We start from the raw sequence: 17,361 nt of genomic DNA on the forward strand, positions 1-17,361 counted from the left end.
CGGAGCCCCGCGCGGTGTTCTGCAGCGGGTAGTTGAACGGGATGATCTGGCCGGAGACACCGATCGGCTCGCGGACGGTGTAGTCGATCAGGCCGCGGCCGAGAGGGATCGTCGTGCCGCCGAGCTTGTCGGCAGCGCCCGCGTAGAACTCGAAGTAGCGGGCCGCCGCCTCGACATCGGCCTTCGCCTGGCGCAGCGGCTTGCCGACGTCCTGGCTCTCCAGCCGCGCCAGACGTTCGCCCTGGTAGCGGATGGCATCGGCGATCCGGTACAGGATTCTGCCCCGGTCGGCGGCGCGCAGCCCGGCCCACTCGGGCGCGGTGAACGCTGCCCGGGCGGCGGCCACCGCCTGGTCCACGTCCGCCGGGCCGGCCAGCGCCACTTCGGCGAAGGCAGTCCCGTTCGACGGATCGAGGACGGTGAGGGTGCGGCCGTCGGCGGCCGGCACCTCCTTGCCGCCGACGAGAAGCAACTTCGTGTCGCCGCTCATGGCCGGATCTCTCCCTGGACCTCACCGAAGATGACGACCTCGTCACCGGGCCGGACGGTACGGATGCGGCGCACCCAGAGCACGATGCCGTCCTGCGGGGCGAGGACCTCCTCCAGCGTGTTGCCGTAATGGTCGACGATGTGGGCGATCAGGTCGCCTTCCTTGCAGGTGTCGCCCGGCTCGGTGTGCCCGAGGAAGAAGCCGCCGGCGTTGGAGCGGGCGAAGGTGCCGGAGACGGCCGTGTAGGTGTCCCTCCGCTCCGCCTCACCGTCGATCATGCCGAGTTGCCGCAGGATGTTGCGGATCGAGTGGATGTGCAGCTGAACGTTGGCCTCGCGGTAGGTGCCGCCGCCGGCCTCGATGGTGATGGCGGGCTTTCCGGCCGCGAGGGTGGGGTGGCGGACCGTGCCGCCCCACTTGCCGCCCTTCCAGACCAGCTCGTGGCCGGCCGCGAGAGCGAGGTCCGTCGCCAGCTCCTCGTAGCCGCCCTGAAGGATCACGAGCGGGGCGATCTCGCCGAACGTGCCGCCGGTGTGCAGGTCCACCAGGGCGTCGATGGCCGGTACGACCTGCTCGACGAAGGTGGCCGCCAGCCGCAGGGAGTACGAGCCGTCCGCGTCGCCGGGGAAGATCCGGTTGAGGTTCAGGTAGTCCAGGCCACTGGTGCGGGCGGCGGCCTCGAAGGCCGGGGTGTTCATGCAGGGGATGCCGACGAGGGTGCCGCGCAGGGTGGCAGGGTCGATGTCGGCGAGGACACGGCGGATGGCCTCCTGGCCGTCGTACTCGTCGCCGTGCACGCCCGCGTCCACGCACAGGACCGGGCCGTCCTCGGCACCGTTGACGACGATCAGCGGAATGCCGAGATCCACGCCGTAGCTGCTGGTGCCGACCGGGATCAGACCCTGGGCGCGCTCGCCGGGGGCGACGGTCAGCGGACCGATGGAGTACATGGGGAGGTTCCTTTCGAAGAGGTGATTCACAGACGGTCGGACGCCTCGTCGAGGGTCTGAACGATGATGTCGGCGATACGGTCGAGCAGTTGGCGGTCGCTGATCAGCGGGGGCGCGATCTGGACCAGGGGGGCGGGGCGGTTGTAGACGCGGGCCAGCAGTCCGGCCTCGCGCAGGCGGCGCGGGATCAGGTCGACGATCAGTTCGGCGCGGGCGGTGTCGCTGAAGCCGCCGCCGTCGAGGTCGCCCACGAGCTCGACGGCGTAGAAGAAACCGGCGCCGCGGACGTCTCCGACGATCGGCAACTCCCCGAGGGAGGCCATGCGCTGGGCCAGGTGGTCCTGGTGGCCGCGGACGTGGTCCAGGATCCGGTCCCGCTCCATGATGTGGAGGCTGCGCAGGGCGATGGCCGCGCTCAGCGGGTGGCCGCTGAAGGTGTAGCCGTGGTTGAGGACTTCGCCGGGCCGGTTGATGACCTCGGCGACGCGGTCCGCTACCAGGGTCGCGCCCATCGGGGCGTAGCCGGCGGTGATGCCCTTGGCGACGGTGACGATGTCGGGGCGGGCGCCGTAGCGGTCGCCGCCGAACCACTCGCCGAGCCGGCCGAAGGCGGTGATCACCTCGTCGGCGACGAGCAGGAACCCGTACTGGTCGGCGAGCCGGCGCAGGCCCTCCCAGTAGCCGGCGGGCGGGGTGATGCACCCGCCGCGGTTCTGCACCGGTTCCGCTATGAGCATCGCGATGCTCTCCGGCCCGGCCGCGAGGACTGTGGCCTCGACGTCGGCGAGCAGGTACTGGGTGAAGGCCGCCTCGTCCAGCGGCTGTTCCAGGGCCGTGCGGTTGGTGTTCGCGACGAAGTGGGTCTCCACGGCGGGTGGCCCGTACGGCTCGGTGAGACCGGGATCGTCGGTGAAGGACAGTGCCCCGAGGGTGAGGCCGTGGTAGGCGCCGCGCCGGGCGATGGCCTTGGTCCGCTGCGGCTCACCCCGCAGGGTGTGGTACCGGCGGGTGATCTTCCAGGCGGTCTCCACGGCCTCGGCGCCGCCGCCGCTGAAGAAGATGTGCTCTATGCCGTCGGGGGCCAGCGACGTCAGTCGCTCGGCGAGTTCCAGTGCGGTGGGGTGCGCAGATTCGGACCACAGGGGGCTGTAGCACAGTTCGTGCAGCTGCTTGTCGGCCGCTTCGGCGATCTCGTCGGCGTACGAGTAGCCGAGCTGGCAGCAGTACAGGCCGGAGAGGCCGTCGATGTAGCGGTTGCCGGCCGCATCGTCGACGTACGGTCCCTCGCCGTGGCGTACGACGAAGAGTTTCTTGTCGGGTTTCGCGAGCGATCCGTTGGCGGTCATGTTCAGCAGCAGGTGCCGCTGAGCGGTGGTGGTGGTCATACGGCCTCGCCTCCAGGGGCGGCGATCCCTGCCGTGTTCTCGACGGACAGCAGGGAGTCCTGCCGGCCCGAGCCGAGCCAGCGCACCAGGGCCACCAGGGCGAGGGCGAGGATGGCGAAGGCGATGAGGATCGCGCTGATCGCGGTCACGCTGGGATCGATGTCGAAGGTCAGGGAGTTGTAGATCTGCACCGGCAGGGTGACGGTGTCGACCGAGGACAGGAACTGGGAGATGTAGAACTCGTCGAAGCTGGTGATGAAGGAGAAGATCGCTGCCGCGATCATGCCCGGCGCGGCGAGGGGGAAGGTGATCTTCCGGGCGATGGTGAGGCGGCCGGCGCCCATGCTGGCGGCGGCGTCCTCCAGCCGTTCGTCGATGCCGCGCAGGGTGGCCACCAGGATCAGCACCGCGATCGGCGAGGCCAGCACGGTGTGACCGAGGGCGATCGCGAGCGGGCTGCCCAGCATCGCGGCCGGCTCGAACAGCAGGAACAGGCCCAGGGCGGTGACGATGTTCGGGATGAGGAGGGGGCCGAGGATCAGGGCGTAAACCGCGGAGCGCAGCGGGAGTTCGCTGCGGGTCAGTGCGGTCGCCGCGGTGACCCCGATGATCAGCGAGAACACGGTGCTGAGGCAGGCCACGAGGGCACTCAGCGACAGCGCGGCCGGCCACTTGCTGCCGTCGGCGAACAGCGATTCGTACCAGTGCAGCGTCCACGCGTGGGGCGGGAACGCGGCGAAGGCGTTGTCGCTGAAGGAGGTGATGACGATGACGACGATCGGCAGTGCCAGGAACAGCAGGATCAGGGTGGCAATGGCGGTCAGGGCGATCCGCCCGGTGATGGTCTTGCGCAGCTCCATCATGACGAGCTCCTCTTCTTGGCGCTGGCGCCGAGCGAGGTGACGAGCTTGACCAGCAGCAGTCCGGCGAAGGTCAGCAGCAGCAGGATGACGCCTTCAGCGGCCGCCCCGTTCCACTGGTTCTCCTTGGTCACCTGCTGGTTGATGAGCGAGGCGATCATCGTCTGGTTGGGTCCGCCCATCAGGGCAGGGGTGATGTAGTAGCCCAGCGAGAGGATGAAGCTGAGCAGTCCGGCGCTGGCCAGACCGGGGGCGACCAGCGGCAGGTAGATGCGGCGGAAGATGGTCACCCGGCCCGCGCCCATGCTGGCCGCGGCCGCGAGCAGCCGCCGATCCACGCCGCGCATCACGCCGTACAGCAGCAGCACCGTGTACGGCAGCATCACCGAGGTGGTGCCGATGACCACGCCGATCTCGTTGTACAACAGCTGGAACGGCGCCCCGGGAACCCACAGGTTGGCCAGGGTCTCGTTCACCAAGCCCTTGTCGCCGAGCATGATGATCCAGCCGTAGGTGCGTACCAGGGCGCTGATGAAGTGCGGCACGACCACGATCAGCATGGCCAGCCCGGCCCACAGGGGCTTGAGCCGGGAGATCGCGTTGGCGAGGACGAACCCGAAGACGAGGCTGAACAGCGCCGTCTCCGCCGAGATCCGCAGTGTGGTGAACAGGACGGAGAGGTTGACGCCGGTCAGCGCGTCGGCGTACCAGTGCAGCGTCAGTGATCCGTCGGTGTTCTTCAGGCTGAGGAACATCGTGCTGAAGATCGGGTAGACGAACAGCACCAGCAGGTAGACGACGACCGGCAGCGCGTACAGGATGCCGACCCGGGTCCTGCGTGAGGCGAGGAGTTTGCGCGGGCGGGCGGGAGCTCCTGCGGTGAGGGTGGCGGCCATGGCTCACCCTGCCTGTTCGGTGGGGAAGAGGTTGATGTCGTCGGGGTCGGCGGTGATCCCGACCCGCTCGCCGGCGACCGGGCCCCGGCCGGCCGGGACTTCCAGGCGCAGCAGCGGCGCGTCCTTGCCGTCGATCCGCACACCCGCGCGCACCAGAGTGCCCACGTAGGTGGCGGTCTCGACCGTGCCGGTACAGAAACCGTCGTCGGCGGCGCTGGCCCGCAGCCGGCCCGGCTGCACAGCCACCGTCACCTGCGCGCCGGAGGCCAGGTCGTGGCGGCGTGCCTTCAGCAGGCCCCCGTTCTGGTCGAGGCGGACCAGGGTGTGCTCGTCGGTGTGCTGCTCCACGCGACCGGGCAGGAAGTTGGCCGCGCCGAGGAAGTCCGCGACGAAGGGCGTCCTGGGCCGCTCGAACAGCTCTCTGGGGGTGTCGAACTGCTCGATCAGGCCGTTGCGCATCACCGCGATGCGGTCGGACATGACCAGCGCCTCTTCCTGGTCGTGCGTCACGTAGATGACGGTCAGGCCCAGTTCCTGCTGGATGGCCTTGATCTCGACCTGCAGCTGATCGCGGAGCTTCTTGTCCAGCGCGCCCAGCGGCTCGTCCATCAGGATCACCGGCGGACGGTAGACCAGTGCCCGGCACAGTGCGACGCGCTGCTGCTGACCACCGGACAGCTCACGCGGCTTGCGGCCGCCGAAGCCGGACAGGCCCGCGATCTCCAGCGTCTCCCCCACCCGGCGGCGGATCTCCTCCTTCGGCACACCGCGCAGCGTGAGCGGGAAGGCCACGTTCTCACTGACCGTCATGTGCGGGAAGAGCAGGTACTGCTGGAAGACGAAACCCAGACCCCGCTTCTGCGGCGCGAGCCGCGTGACATCGCGGCCCCCGACGGTGATGGTGCCGGAGTCCGGCTCGCAGAAACCCGCGATCATCATCAGCGTCGTGGTCTTGCCCGACCCCGAGGCGCCGAGGAAGGTGACGAACTCCCCCGCCGCGATCTCCATCGACGCCTCGTCCACGGCGACCACGTCACCGTAGGTCTTGCGCAGGGCCACCACCGACAGCGCTTTGCCGGTCGCGGTGGCCGTCTTGTTGCCGGCCACCGCGACGGGCGGCGTGGCGACACCGAATTCAGCCACGAGCCCACTCCAACCAGCGCTTGGTGACGGCCGCTTCGTTCTTCAGCCACCAGTCGATGTCCGTGTCGAAACCCTTGTCGTAGTACTTCGGCGCACCCGCCAGCGTGGACCGCACCTCATCGGTGAGCTTCTTGTAGGCCACCGGGGAGGCCGGGTTCGACGGGTAGGCCTCGGCAAGGCGGGCCTGGACCTCAGGACGCAGTGAGTAGTCCATGAGCTGGTAGGCGGCGTCCGCGTTGGCCGCACCCTTGGCGATACCGAAGCCCTGGAACTGACGACGGGCGCCGTTGAGCTGGGCCGCGACCGGGACACCCTGCTTCAGAAGGTCGGCCAGCCGGCCGTGCCAGACGGTGGACATCGTCACCTCCTGACGGCTCAGCAGCACTCCCGGGAGCGGGCCGCTGTCCCAGAACTTCTTGATGTCGCCCCGCAGCCGGGTCAGCACCTTGAAGGCACGGTCCACATCCAGCGGATACAGCTTGTCCATGGGGACGCCGTCGGCCAGCAGCGCGAACTCCAGTTCGGGCAGGTCGGCGTCCGGGTTGCACATCGAGCGGCTGCCCTGGAACGCCTTGGTGTCCCAGAAGTCCGCCCACGACTGAGGCGTCTTACCCCCGAAGGCGTCGGTGCGGTACGCCATGCACTGGGCGTAGAAGCTGCTGGCGATCGAATGGTCGGTGATCTGGTTCTCGGGGATCTTCGCGCTCTTCAGGCTCTTGACCCGGTCGCGGTCCAGCGTCTCCAGGGCGTCCTGAGCCACGAACTTGGCGTGGTCCATCATCGAGTTGTTGATCAGGTCGAACTGGGGGCGGCCCTGCTTGATCTGGGCCAGCATCTGGGTGCCCTGGAGGTTGGTGACCTGGACGCTGATGCCGCTCTCTTGGGCGAACGGCGTGTAGACCGCCTTCTGGAGGGCCTCGCCGAAGGCGCCGCCGCTGTCGCGGACGACCACCTTCTTGCCACCGCCCTTGCCGCCGGAGGCGACGCGGCTGGTGCCGGTGCCGCAGGCGGCAAGGGAGGGAAGGGCGGCCAGGGCGGCCAGGCCGCCGGCTCCGCGCAGGAGCGCTCTGCGACCGATCATGGGATCACTCATGACAAATCTCCTGAGGTTACGCGTGGGGACCAGCTCAGCGGGGTTGGGAGGGTGGGATCAGGGGCGCGACGGACGGGAGGGCCCGTCAGTCGTGCGGCACCGCGATGGCGGCGAGCTCCGCGCCAGGGGCGACGGTGAGCCCGTTCATGCCGTAGAGGATCTGTCCGGAGGCGGTGGCGGTGACCTTGTGTTCGCTGCCGCCGGCCGGGTCGATGACGCGGCCGATGCTCTGGCCCTCGGTCACCTCGTCGCCGGTGACTGCGTCCGGGTACCACAGGCCGGTGGCGGGGGACACGACCGAGCCGGTCCAGACCCACTCGCGCGGCTGGACGGTGACCGGTGCGACGTGCTGGGGCGCCTCGATGACGCCGAGGTGGTGCAGCAGGCGGTACAGGCCGTCGAGCAGGGTCCGCGTCTGGGCGGGGTCACGGTGGCCGAGCTGGCCGGTCTCGATGAGGATGGCGGGGATGCCCTGCCGGGCGGCAGCGGCGTGGCTGTTGCCGCCCTGGGCGTTGCGGCCGAAGAGAACTCGCTCGTATCCGACGGCGTGGGCCATGGCCCGCGTCTTCGCGTCCAGTTCCTCGTCGGAGGCAAGGCGGTAGCCGACGAAGTCGAGCAGGGTCTCGTCGATGCCGCCGCTGTGCAGGTCCGCGTAGGCGTCGGCGCCGCTGATCACGTTCTCGAAGAGCCAGGCCGCCAGCCGCTCCGTGGGGCCGCCGTCCTTGTCACCGGGGAAGACACGGTTGATGTTGACGCCGTCCAGCGGGGACTTGCCCAGGCGGCCCTCGTAGACAGCAGGGGGGTTGACGACGGGGCACATCACCACCTGGCCGCTCACGTCCTCCGGCTCCAGCAGCCCGCCGAGGCGGGCGGCTGCGTCGGTGCCGACGAACTCGCCGCCGTGGACGCCACCGGTGATCACGACCCTGGGCCCCGGACGGGAGCCGTTGACGAGGATCAGGGGGATGTCCACGGTCGTGGGACCGAGGTCCACGGGGATGGTTCCCCGGGTCTTGCGACCCGGCTCCGCGCTCAGCGGGCCGATGGTCAGTGTCATGTCGTACCTCATTCAGGCGGTGGTGCGGCCGAGCGTGCTGATGAAGCCGATCGGCTGGGAGGTGCGGCCCTCCAGGGCGAGGTCCGCGGCGATGTCGCCCATGGCGGGCGAGATCTTGAAGCCCTGGCCGGAGAAGCCGGCCAGCAGGACGATGTCGTCGCAGCCCGGGAGGGGACCGATCAGCGGGCGCGTGCTGTCGGTGTAGCCCTCCATGAAGACGGACAGGCGCACCGGGTCGGGGTTCAGGCCGGGCAGGTAGCGACGCACGATCTCGGTGAAGGTCTCCAGTTCCTCCGGCGCGACGGTCCGGTTCAGCCGGTTCGCGTCGTCCACGGGCTCATGATGGGCCTGGGGCAGGCCGAGCTTGACGGAGAGGCCGTCCGGGGACGGGATCCCGTAGAACTCGTGGGCACCGCGGCGGAGGAATCCCGGGCGCTCCTCGCCGGCCCGATGGTCGTCGTGGGGCAGGAACCAGGCGCTGATCGCGCGGCAGACGCTCACTTCCCACGGCAGGTCCGGCAGCAGTTCGCTCACCCAGGGGCCCGGGGTGACCACCGCGGCGTCGAAGCGCTCCGTACCGGTGTCCGTACGGATCTCCACGCCTCCCCCGGCAGCTTGGCCGACCTCCCTGACCGGGGTGTAGCGGCGGATCCTGGCACCCAGCTCCTCGGCGCGGCGGGCGGCGCTCTGAACCGTCAGCTCGGGGCGGACGAAGCCGGCGTGGCGGTCGAGGACGGCCAGGTCGCCGTCGTGGACACGGAACTGTGGGAAGCGCTTGGCCATCGCGTCGGCGTCGAGGACCTCGTGGTCGAGACCGTGTTCAGTGATGACGTCCATGACGGTGCGCATGTGCGAGTCATCGGCCGGCCCCATGAACAGGCAGCCCGTCAGCCGGCGCAGCTCCCGGCCGGTCTCCGCCTGCAGCTGCTTCCAGAGGGCGTCGGCGTGCTGGACGAGCGGCACATAGCGGCCGTCGTCGGTCTGCACGCTGCGGAAGACACGGGTCTCACCGCCGGCGGCACTGCGGTCATGGCCGGGCGCGAACCGGTCGTAGGCGACGACCTCGGCGCCACGGGCCGCCAGCCGCCACGCGGCCTGACTGCCCACTGTGCCGGTACCGACGACGGCGACACGTTTCCTCGCGGCCATGTGGTTCTCCTTGCCGGATGGTGGGTGGTCGGGGGCGGTTCAGGCCGTGGTGCGGCCGATGGTGGAGATGAAGTCGATGGGCTGGGGGGAGGTCCCGTCCAGCGCCAGGTCGGCGGCGACGTCGCCGAAGGCGGGCGAGAGTTTGAAGCCGTGGCCGGAGAAACCGGCGAGCAGGATCACGTTGCCCGCGCCGGGCAGCGGGCCGATCAGGGGCCGACTGCTGTCGGTGTAGCCCTCCATGTAGACGGAGAGGCGCGTCGGGTCCGGGTGCAGGTCGGGCAGGTGGCGGCGGAGCAGCTCGGTGAAGATCTCCAGCTCGTCCGGCTGGACGGTGCGGTCCAGCGCGTTGGGGTCGTCGGCCGGACTGTGCAGCTCCTTGTTGAGGCCGATCTTGACGGAGACGCCGTCCGGGGAGGGCAGGCCGTAGCAGTGGGTGGGAGACGTGCGGATGAACGCGGGGCGCTCCTCGCCGAACCAGGCGTCGGTGGTGGGCACGTACCAGGCGCTGATCAGGCGGCGGACGTCCACCTCCCACGGCAGGTCCGGCAGCAGGTCGTTCACCCACGGTCCGACGGTGACCACGACCGCGTCGAAACGCTCGGCGCCGTCGTCGGTACGGATCTCCACGCCGCTGCCGACCGGCGTGATCTCGCGGACCGGCGTGTAGCGGTGGATGCGGGCACCCAGCTGCTCGGCCCGGCGGGCCGCGGTCTGGACCGTGAGCTCGGGCCGGATGAAGCCCGCGCGGCGGTCGAGCACGGCGGCGTCACCGTCCTCCAGCCGGTACTGCGGGAAGCGCTTGGCCATCGCCTCGTGGTCGAGCGCCTCGTGGTCGAGGTCGTGCTCGGCGATCGACTGAAGGACGGTGGCCATCTGGTGGTGCTGGGTGGGCCCCATCAGCAGGCATCCGGTCAGCCGGCGCAGCTCACGGCCGGTCTCCCGCTGCAACTGCTCCCACAGGGCGTCGGCGTGTCTGAGGAGCGGGACGTACCGGGAGTCCTCGAAGTGCGCGCTGCGGAAGATGCGGGTCTCACCGCCGGCGGCGCTGCGGTCGTGGCCGGGCGCGAACCGGTCGTAGGCGACGACCTCGGCGCCACGGGCCGCCAGCCGCCAGGCGGCCTGGCTGCCCATCGTTCCGACGCCGACGACGGCGACACGCTTCCTGACAGACACAGCGGTTCCTTTCGTCTCCCGGGCTGGACGCCGGGCGCATGCATGCGGATTCTTTGATTCCGGATGCGGGGAGGGCTGGAGATCGCCCGACTCGGACTGTGAGAGGCGACTTCAAGCCACTCTCCCTGTTGTCCGTTCCACTCAGCGGCACGGTGTGCTACTGTGCGGCACGACGAACAATGACAGTGGCGTCGGAGGGAGTCAAGAGGTGTTGTCAGAGGAAATTCACAGTTAACGGGGGCAACCGCATGGAAGTCAGAAGCGTCACCAGGGCCCTGCAGATCCTGGAAGCGGTCGCGCAGCACCAGCCGGTGACGGTCGGAGAACTGAGCAAGCTCTTGACGCTGCCCAAGTCGACCGTCCAGCGCACACTGATCACCCTGAACGAGGCCGGGTGGCTGCGGGCCAACCGCAAGGACACCACCCGCTGGGACATCGGCGCGCGGGTGCTCGCCGTCCGACCGGCGGCGTTGCAGGGCTCGAGCCTGTTCGCCGCCGCGCGTGAGCCCATGGTCCGACTCCGGGACGCGCTGAACGAGACAATCCACCTGTCGGTGCCGGACGGGCTGCAGGGCGCTGTGATCGTGGACCGGGTGGACTGTACCCACGCACTGAGGATCGTTTTCGCCATTGGCGACATATCGCCCCTGCATGCGACTGCCTCGGGGCGCGCGATCCTCGCGCATCTGCCGACGGCGGACGTCGATGAGGTTGTCAGGCACGGCCTGGAACGTTTCACTGATGCCACGCCGACCGATCCGGTTCAGTTGCGCGCCGAGCTGGAGCGGGTACAAGCCGACGGATTCTCCGTCAACCGAAATCAGTACCGGCCGGGCGTCTGCGCGGTGGCAGCCGCCATCCTGGACGCGGATGGCACGCCCCTTGCAACGATCACCGTCTCCATTCCCGAGTCGCGGTACGACGCGGCACGGCTACCGGAGCTAGGGCGTCTTGTCACGGACACGGCGAAGGAGATCGCGGCGCGTCGCACGGGTGAGTGAGGGCGCAGCAGGATTCAGCGCAGGGACAATCCCGTGGTGCCACGGGCCGCTCTCCCAGCGCCTGGTGGCTTGGAAACCGGGCTCGGAGCGGCCCATCGCGATGCGGAGCGTCAGGGCCCGACCCGCTGTTGTCGGGCGGTGCGTGTTGAAGCCGGGGCTGGTCTTGGCATGGGCGGTCGGCAGCACTTGAGACAGTGCTGGCCGTACGGCCTGCCGCGCTGCAGGGATCCATCGTCAGCCACCTGCGCGCGACTCTTCGAGTTCCGGCGGCCACGGCACGGTCGAGGTGGACGGCCCTACCGCCGCCGCTTCCGGTCGCGGTGCGCGGACACGTGGACCCGTGTGGCGCACATGCGTGAGCAGTACTCGCGGCGGCCGTTGCGGGACACGTCGACGAAGACGGCACGGCAGCCCGGGGCCGAGCACCGCCCGAGACGGCAAGGATCCGTCTCGGTGAGTACCAGGGCGAGCCCGGCCGCGGTGGCGGCCCGCACGCGCGTGACGACGTCTGCGTTCTCGTCGGCGTAGTGCAGGTGTGGCGGCTGGCCGTCGTGAGTGGACACGTACGGGCGGGCCGCCGCATCGGTCAGCAACCGGTTGACGGCACCGACCCGCTCCGCCGTGGTGGGGGCGGCGAACGCCTCCCACAGGCGCCGGCGCCAGGCCAGCAGCAGTGGGAGCTCCTCGCCGGTCAGATCGGGGCGCGCCACCCGGTGCTCGGACAGCAGCGTCTCGACAGTGCGGGCATCGCACCCGTCGTCGAGGTTGGCCAGGGCCGCTGCCAGCAGGGCCGCGTTGCCGCCGTAAGCGTTGAAATGCATTTAGTCATTGCATCACGCTCACGGCATGACCTCATGCCTCTTCTTCACCTTGTCGAAGCACTCGACCTCCGTGGGCTGGGTGCGCTACCAGCGCTGCGCCTGCGGCCACCTCCGCGTGCTGCTGGCCGGGGACGTCCTCAAGGACGGCCCAGCGCCGCCCCGCGGACGGTCGCCTCAAGAGCCGGTGACCGCGGTCGGAGGGGCAGCCGGTGGCGGTGAGCCGGCGTGCTAGGGCCCAGCTGGGCTCCTTCGTCGTGCTGTGCCTTGTCCTTGCGGCAACTCCGGGCGCCAATCTCACGGTCGTGCTCGGCTGCGCGCGACAGGGCGGCCAGCGTGCCGCGGTCGCCGCAACGGTCGGCTTGACGCCCGGCAAAGTCTTCTGGGCGGCAGGCTCCGTGCTCGGGCTCGCCACGCTGCTGGCGACCTCACGCGTGGCATACGACGTGCTCCGGCTCGCGGGCGCGGCATACCTGATCTGGCTGGGCGCGCAGGCCCTGTGCTCGGCCCGGCGCAGGCCAGCGGCCCGACGGTCTCACGCCCGGGCTGTCCGCGCTCGGCGGTTCCGCCGTGGTCTGATCGGCGACCTGCTCAACCCCAAGGTGGGGATCTTCTATACCACCGTCTTCCCCCAGTTCATCGGGCCGGACGATGCGGTCGTCCCGGCGGCCACTGCGCTGCTCGCCGCCCACACCGCGGTGCTCATGACGTGGTATCCGGGAATGAGTTGTCTGCTGACCCGGGTGGGCCGCCGACTCGCGAGACCTGGAGTCTCGGCGGTGCTCGATGGGGTCATGGGTTCCGCACTCCTCGGGCTCGGCATCCGACTGGCGATCGTTCCACTCTGAAATGCCCAGCCGCCCATGCCTGCCCTCCCTCCCAGACCAAAGATCATGAGTCCTGGTCAAGCACCACGGTCAAGCGGACAGCGGAGCGAACGCGTGCAGCGCTCCGCGGTTCGCCTCGACGGCGACCTGGGGACGTCGCTAGGCGACACAGGTCCGCGCCATCGGGCAGATCACCGCCTCACGCAATGTGTCAACAGCCTGTTCGTCGATGTAGACGGCGTCACCTGGAGGCTGTGCCGGAGGCGGGACGGCGCAGGCGCCAGGCAACCTCACGGGTGCCCGGCGCCTGGCCCTGGTGCGGGGTTCACCCACAGCGTGCGAAGGTGGCCGGGCGGTCACAGCCCGATGTCGGCCAGCCACTGGCGCGTGGTCCGAGGGGTGACGCCCAGCAGCTTCTGGGCGGAGGTCTCCGGCGTGATCGAGCGGCCCGGCATGGCGCTCATCGCCTGGTAGGCCCCCGCGACATCGGCAGCCGGACCCTCCCCGATCATGGGCGCGACCGAGGTACGGAACTCCTCAGGGGTGATCGGCTCGAAGACCACATCCCGCCCGAGCCGGGCGGCGAACGCCTCGGCCAGATCCGGTCCCGTGATCGCCGGGTACTGTCCGACGGAGACCACACCGGTGACGTCCGGGCGTTCGAACAGGGCGACGGCGACATCGGCGATGTCCAGATGGGACGCCCAGGAGACAGGAAAGTCCGCCCGGATCGGGTAAGGCAGCACAGCGCGCTCACGGACCGAATCGACGACATACGGCATGAGCAGGTTCTCCAGGTACAGCTCGGGCGCGATCACCGCGTGGGACACACCGCTGTCGGCCAGGCCGGCGGCCAGCGTCGCGGCGGCACCGCCGACGGCGGGATCGATCGGGAAACCGCTGGTGGAGAACACCACGCGGGCCGGCCGCGCCGCGCGGACGGCGGTGAGGATGTTGCCCGCGAAGATCCGGCGGTCCTCTTCCGAGGTCACCGGCAGGTGGACGAACACTCCTTCGGCACCACGGTAGGCGTCGGTCAGGTCAGCGGCGGAGGAGTAGGCGGCGGCCACCACGCGCGCGCCGTCCACGACGGCGTCGGCGTTGCGGGTCACGGCGGTCACAGACCTTCCCGCGGCGGTGACAGCGAAGACGACAGGGGCACCCTGGGCGCCGGTGGCGCCATGGATCACGTAGGTCATGGCGCCATTAGTGCACAGGATGCACCAGTTACATCAACTGCACTAATGGGCTACTCTCCAAAAAATGACCAATCCCTGCCTGCCCGAGTGCGGTGTCGCCCGGTTCCTCACCCTCCTCAACGGCCCCTGGGCCACCCTCATCGTGCGCGAACTCCTGAAGGGCCCCCACCGGTTCACCGAACTGCGCGACGCCCTCCCCGGCATCAGCCCCCACACCCTGACCAGCCGACTGCGCCAGTTCGAGACCCACGGCATCGTCACGCGCACCACCTACGCGGAGATCCCCCCACGCGTCGAGTACCGACTCACCTCGCTCGGCGAGGGACTGCGCGACGTCCTTGAGGCCATGGCCACCTGGGCTCAGGCGGTCCCCGACCCCGAGGCTCACGTCACGGTGTGATCCACGGGGCGTGCAGCGGCCTGCGGGGCACTGCCAGAGTCGGCCTGACCGGCCCACCACCCTTCCCGGGAACCCGAACTTGCTTGTGACTGGCGGGAGTTGGGGGTCCGGGGGTAATACCCCGCCGGCTGGGTGCGTTGTCGGCGGCATCAGTGACGGATGCGGCCCCGGAGGAACCGCCTGGCATGCAAGTGGCATCGGTTCAGGCATGCGACAGCCGTCAGCGTGGTGTCCGTTGGCGGCGTCGCGCAGGATGCGGCGAGGGAGTGCGGGGGAAAGAACTCAAGGGGAGCTCAAGGTGCAGGGGGAATCGTGGCGCATGCGAGAGCACTGCGCGCCTGCGGGGTCCTCGCAGCGTGCGGGATCTTAGTGGCGCGGGCGGCTGGGCGTGCTCTATCTGGCCCGCACCGGGGCCGGGGAGCTGGCCGCTTGTCTACACGGGTACCTCACCGAACCGGGCCGCGCTCCGTGACCGCGTGCTGGCCGCTGCGGGCTTCGCGGGGCCGCGGATGGGATTCGAGCCCGTGATGCGCCCGGCCTTTGTGAAGGAGGCGGACGAGGCGGCCGAGGGCTGGTTGTTCGAAGCCCCCTACACCGATCCAGCCTCAGCCGGCGCCAAGGCCGCCGCGACGTTCACCGCCGCCTTCCGCGAACGCTACGGTGAGCCCCCCGGCCGCTGGGCCGCCGAGGCGTACGACGCCCTCGGTCTGGTCGCCCGCGCCCTGGACGCGCTCGGCACGGGCGCCGGGATCGAACCCGGCGAAGTCGCCGAGCGCCTCTTCCGCACCACCCATGACGGGGTGGCCAAGCGGATCCGGTTCCTCCAGAGCAGCACCCACTTTCTGGAACCGGTGAACATGAACTTCCTGTACCAGGTCACCGGCGGCGCCTTCCGTTTCCTGGGGCGGCACGACCAGGTGCGGGGGACGAAGGACTGACAGGGAGTGGGGTGAGCCGCAGGAAGAAGGGCTTTCGAAAGGAGCTGATCGGGAAGCGGCCGTGGCTGCCGGTCTTCCGCTTCCCGACCTGCGCCTGGCGACCTCAACCCGGCCGAGTCCGGCCCACCTGACTCCCGGTCGCCGGCGTGATCCGATCGTGCCGGGGCACCCGCTGCGGGTGCCCCGGCTCCGCCGGGAAAAGGAGATCACACAGGCAATGGATCACCATGCCCCGCTCTCCGGGTACCGTCAGGGTATGAGTCATCCGCACCCCGAGCTGAAAGCCGCCCCGCCCCTTCCCGAAGGAGGGCTGCGGGTCATCGCCCTGGGCGGCCTAGGTGAGATCGGCCGCAACATGACCGTCTTCGAGCACGCGGGCAAGCTGCTCATCGTCGACTGCGGCGTGCTGTTCCCCGAGGAGACCCAGCCCGGCGTGGACGTGATCCTGCCGGACTTCACCTCGATCCGGGACCGGCTGGACGACATCGTGGCCGTGGTACTCACCCACGGCCACGAGGACCACATCGGCGGCGTACCGTACCTGCTGCGCGAGCGGTCCGACATTCCCGTCGTCGGCTCCAAGCTGACGCTGGCGTTCCTGGAGGCCAAGCTCAAGGAACACGGCATCCGGCCGCGCACGGTGCGGGTGCGGGAGGGCGACCGGCGGAGCTTCGGGCCCTTCGACTGCGAGTTCGTGGCGGTCAACCACTCCATCCCCGACAGCCTCGCGGTCGCGATCCGCACCCGGGCCGGGATGGTGCTGCACACCGGCGACTTCAAGATGGACCAGTTCCCTCTCGACGACCGCATCACCGATCTGCGCGCCTTCGCCCGCCTCGGCGAGGAGGGCGTGGACCTGTTCCTCACCGACTCCACCAACGCCGAAGTACCCGGCTTCACCACCTCCGAGCGAGAGCTGAACCCGGCGATCGAGCAGGTGATGCGCACCGCGCCGCGCCGGGTCATCGTCTCCAGCTTCGCCAGCCATGTGCACCGCATCCAGCAGGTCCTGGACGCCGCCCACCAGCACGGCCGCAAGGTCGCCTTCGTAGGTCGGTCGATGGTCCGCAACATGGGCATCGCCCGTGACCTGGGCTACCTGAAGGTCCCGTCCGGTCTGGTCGTGAGCACGAAGGAGCTGGAGAAGCTCCCGGACCACAAGGTCACTCTGGTGTGCACCGGCTCCCAGGGCGAACCGATGGCCGCGCTGTCACGCATGGCCAACCGCGACCACGTGATCCGCATCGGCAAGGGCGACACCGTCCTGCTCGCCAGCTCCCTCATCCCCGGCAACGAGAACGCCATCTACCGGGTGATCAACGGACTCACCCGGTGGGGCGCCCACGTGGTCCACAAGGGCAACGCCAAGGTGCACGTCTCCGGGCACGCCAGCGCCGGCGAACTCGTCTACTGCTACAACATCGTCAAACCCCGCAACGTCATGCCCGTGCACGGCGAATGGCGCCACCTGCGGGCCAACGGCGACCTCGCCATCCGTACCGGTGTCGACCCCGAACGGGTCGTCATCGCCGAGGACGGCGTCGTCGTCGACCTGGTCGACGGGCGCGCGTCCATCACCGGCAAGGTCCCCGCCGGCAACGTCTACGTGGACGGCATGGAAGTCGGCGGCGCCACCGAAGCGTCCCTCAAGGACCGCCTCACCCTCGCCGCCGAAGGCGTGGTCACGGTGGTGGCGATCGTCGACGCGGACACCGGCGCCCTCGCCGAGGCCCCCGACTTCCTGGCCCGCGGCTTCGTCCACGACGACGCCACCTTCGAGCCGGTCATCCCCGTCATCGAGAAGACCCTGGCCACCGCGGCCGAGGAAGGCGTCGGGGACGCGCGCCAACTCGAACAGCTCGTCGCCCGCGCCGTGGCGAACTGGGCGTTCCGCACCCACCGCCGCAAGCCCCTCATCATTCCCGTCATCATCGACGCCTGAGCCACAGAAAAGGTCGTCCGAGAGCTGCGGGGCGGTCTCC

At 69.7% G+C, this 17,361-nt stretch carries 18 protein-coding genes; 6 read left to right on the plus strand and 12 right to left on the minus strand.

Features of this window, described 5'->3' with window-relative positions:
* The 10 genes from ACWD26_RS21525 to solA (ACWD26_RS21570) all read right to left on the minus strand — a co-directional run.
* Positions 1-490: aldehyde dehydrogenase family protein (locus tag ACWD26_RS21525; RefSeq protein WP_451272354.1), on the minus strand; the 490-nt coding region annotated here is incomplete at its 3' end.
* A complete protein-coding gene (locus ACWD26_RS21530; RefSeq protein WP_451272356.1) occupies positions 487-1,440 on the minus strand; it encodes a succinylglutamate desuccinylase/aspartoacylase family protein in 954 nt (317 codons plus the stop codon). The genes ACWD26_RS21530 and ACWD26_RS21525, both read right to left, overlap by 4 nt.
* A 26-nt stretch (positions 1,441-1,466) precedes the next feature.
* Positions 1,467-2,825: an aminotransferase class III-fold pyridoxal phosphate-dependent enzyme gene (locus tag ACWD26_RS21535; RefSeq protein WP_451272358.1), complete on the minus strand. Its 1,359-nt coding sequence runs from the start codon at positions 2,823-2,825 to the stop codon at positions 1,467-1,469.
* Positions 2,822-3,688, minus strand: coding sequence for an ABC transporter permease (locus ACWD26_RS21540; protein WP_451272360.1), 867 nt, complete (start codon positions 3,686-3,688; stop codon positions 2,822-2,824). Before ACWD26_RS21540 ends, ACWD26_RS21535 begins: the two co-directional genes overlap by 4 nt.
* Positions 3,685-4,581: an ABC transporter permease gene (locus ACWD26_RS21545; protein ID WP_451272362.1), complete on the minus strand. Its 897-nt coding sequence runs from the start codon at positions 4,579-4,581 to the stop codon at positions 3,685-3,687. The genes ACWD26_RS21540 and ACWD26_RS21545 overlap by 4 nt, the downstream gene beginning before the upstream one ends.
* Positions 4,582-4,584: 3 nt before the next feature.
* Positions 4,585-5,724, minus strand: a complete 1,140-nt coding sequence (locus ACWD26_RS21550) for an ABC transporter ATP-binding protein (protein WP_451272364.1) — start codon at positions 5,722-5,724, stop codon at positions 4,585-4,587.
* Positions 5,717-6,817 carry an extracellular solute-binding protein gene (locus tag ACWD26_RS21555; RefSeq protein ID WP_451272366.1) on the minus strand — a complete coding sequence of 367 codons (1,101 nt, stop codon included), beginning with the start codon at positions 6,815-6,817 and terminating at the stop codon, positions 5,717-5,719. The genes ACWD26_RS21550 and ACWD26_RS21555 overlap by 8 nt, the downstream gene beginning before the upstream one ends.
* A gap of 85 nt (positions 6,818-6,902) precedes the next feature.
* The gene (locus ACWD26_RS21560; RefSeq protein ID WP_451272368.1) at positions 6,903-7,874 is read right to left on the minus strand and encodes a succinylglutamate desuccinylase/aspartoacylase family protein; all 972 of its coding nucleotides are present in this window, start codon (positions 7,872-7,874) and stop codon (positions 6,903-6,905) included.
* A 12-nt stretch (positions 7,875-7,886) separates the two neighbouring features.
* Positions 7,887-9,023 carry an N-methyl-L-tryptophan oxidase gene (gene solA / locus ACWD26_RS21565; protein ID WP_451272370.1) on the minus strand — a complete coding sequence of 379 codons (1,137 nt, stop codon included), beginning with the start codon at positions 9,021-9,023 and terminating at the stop codon, positions 7,887-7,889.
* Positions 9,024-9,062: 39 nt separating this feature from the next.
* Entirely contained in the window at positions 9,063-10,196 is a 1,134-nt protein-coding gene (solA, locus tag ACWD26_RS21570; RefSeq protein WP_451272372.1) for an N-methyl-L-tryptophan oxidase, read from the minus strand.
* 248 nt (positions 10,197-10,444) lie between these two features.
* Here solA (ACWD26_RS21570) and ACWD26_RS21575 point away from each other — a divergent pair, with 248 nt between their 5' ends.
* Positions 10,445-11,197, plus strand: coding sequence for an IclR family transcriptional regulator (locus ACWD26_RS21575; protein WP_451272374.1), 753 nt, complete (start codon positions 10,445-10,447; stop codon positions 11,195-11,197).
* Between the two features lie 296 nt (positions 11,198-11,493).
* Here ACWD26_RS21575 and ACWD26_RS21580 read toward each other — a convergent pair whose 3' ends face one another.
* Positions 11,494-12,018 carry a CGNR zinc finger domain-containing protein gene (locus ACWD26_RS21580; RefSeq protein WP_451272376.1) on the minus strand — a complete coding sequence of 175 codons (525 nt, stop codon included), beginning with the start codon at positions 12,016-12,018 and terminating at the stop codon, positions 11,494-11,496.
* A 25-nt stretch (positions 12,019-12,043) separates the two neighbouring features.
* Here ACWD26_RS21580 and ACWD26_RS21585 point away from each other — a divergent pair, with 25 nt between their 5' ends.
* Positions 12,044-12,250, plus strand: a complete 207-nt coding sequence (locus ACWD26_RS21585; protein WP_451272378.1) for a hypothetical protein — start codon at positions 12,044-12,046, stop codon at positions 12,248-12,250.
* A complete protein-coding gene (locus tag ACWD26_RS21590) occupies positions 12,228-12,863 on the plus strand; it encodes a LysE family translocator (protein ID WP_451272380.1) in 636 nt (211 codons plus the stop codon). The genes ACWD26_RS21585 and ACWD26_RS21590 overlap by 23 nt, the downstream gene beginning before the upstream one ends.
* 335 nt (positions 12,864-13,198) lie before the next feature.
* Here the strand turns inward: ACWD26_RS21590 and ACWD26_RS21595 are convergent, their stop codons facing one another.
* Positions 13,199-14,041: an NmrA family NAD(P)-binding protein gene (locus tag ACWD26_RS21595; protein WP_451272382.1), complete on the minus strand. Its 843-nt coding sequence runs from the start codon at positions 14,039-14,041 to the stop codon at positions 13,199-13,201.
* Positions 14,042-14,105: 64 nt separating this feature from the next.
* On the opposite strand from ACWD26_RS21595, the gene ACWD26_RS21600 reads away from it, so the two are divergent.
* From ACWD26_RS21600 to ACWD26_RS21610, 3 genes are all read left to right on the plus strand, one after another.
* Positions 14,106-14,441 (plus strand): winged helix-turn-helix transcriptional regulator, encoded by a 336-nt coding sequence (locus ACWD26_RS21600; protein ID WP_451272384.1) that lies wholly within the window; start codon positions 14,106-14,108, stop codon positions 14,439-14,441.
* Positions 14,442-14,950: 509 nt separating this feature from the next.
* Positions 14,951-15,379: a hypothetical protein gene (locus ACWD26_RS21605; RefSeq protein WP_451272386.1), complete on the plus strand. Its 429-nt coding sequence runs from the start codon at positions 14,951-14,953 to the stop codon at positions 15,377-15,379.
* A gap of 256 nt (positions 15,380-15,635) precedes the next feature.
* Complete coding sequence (locus tag ACWD26_RS21610) at positions 15,636-17,321, plus strand: ribonuclease J (protein ID WP_451272388.1); 1,686 nt, start codon at positions 15,636-15,638, stop codon at positions 17,319-17,321.
* Positions 17,322-17,361: the final 40 nt, after the last annotated feature.

Source organism: Streptomyces sp. NPDC002787, assembly GCF_053592095.1.

Bases quoted from the DNA above. Each gene is read 5' to 3' on its own strand.
- ACWD26_RS21585 (WP_451272378.1), top strand. From the start codon at position 12,044: ATGACCTCATGCCTCTTCTTCACCTTGTCGAAGCACTCGACCTCCGTG.
- ACWD26_RS21610 (WP_451272388.1), top strand. From the start codon at position 15,636: ATGAGTCATCCGCACCCCGAGCTGAAAGCCGCCCCGCCCCTTCCCGAA.
- ACWD26_RS21530 (WP_451272356.1), bottom strand. From the start codon at position 1,440: ATGTACTCCATCGGTCCGCTGACCGTCGCCCCCGGCGAGCGCGCCCAG.
- ACWD26_RS21580 (WP_451272376.1), bottom strand. From the start codon at position 12,018: ATGCATTTCAACGCTTACGGCGGCAACGCGGCCCTGCTGGCAGCGGCC.
- solA (WP_451272370.1), bottom strand. From the start codon at position 9,023: ATGGCCGCGAGGAAACGTGTCGCCGTCGTCGGTACCGGCACAGTGGGC.
- ACWD26_RS21535 (WP_451272358.1), bottom strand. From the start codon at position 2,825: ATGACCACCACCACCGCTCAGCGGCACCTGCTGCTGAACATGACCGCC.
- ACWD26_RS21545 (WP_451272362.1), bottom strand. From the start codon at position 4,581: ATGGCCGCCACCCTCACCGCAGGAGCTCCCGCCCGCCCGCGCAAACTC.
- ACWD26_RS21595 (WP_451272382.1), bottom strand. From the start codon at position 14,041: ATGACCTACGTGATCCATGGCGCCACCGGCGCCCAGGGTGCCCCTGTC.
- ACWD26_RS21540 (WP_451272360.1), bottom strand. From the start codon at position 3,688: ATGATGGAGCTGCGCAAGACCATCACCGGGCGGATCGCCCTGACCGCC.
- ACWD26_RS21575 (WP_451272374.1), top strand. From the start codon at position 10,445: ATGGAAGTCAGAAGCGTCACCAGGGCCCTGCAGATCCTGGAAGCGGTC.
- ACWD26_RS21555 (WP_451272366.1), bottom strand. From the start codon at position 6,817: ATGAGTGATCCCATGATCGGTCGCAGAGCGCTCCTGCGCGGAGCCGGC.
- ACWD26_RS21605 (WP_451272386.1), top strand. From the start codon at position 14,951: ATGGGATTCGAGCCCGTGATGCGCCCGGCCTTTGTGAAGGAGGCGGAC.
- ACWD26_RS21600 (WP_451272384.1), top strand. From the start codon at position 14,106: ATGACCAATCCCTGCCTGCCCGAGTGCGGTGTCGCCCGGTTCCTCACC.
- ACWD26_RS21560 (WP_451272368.1), bottom strand. From the start codon at position 7,874: ATGACACTGACCATCGGCCCGCTGAGCGCGGAGCCGGGTCGCAAGACC.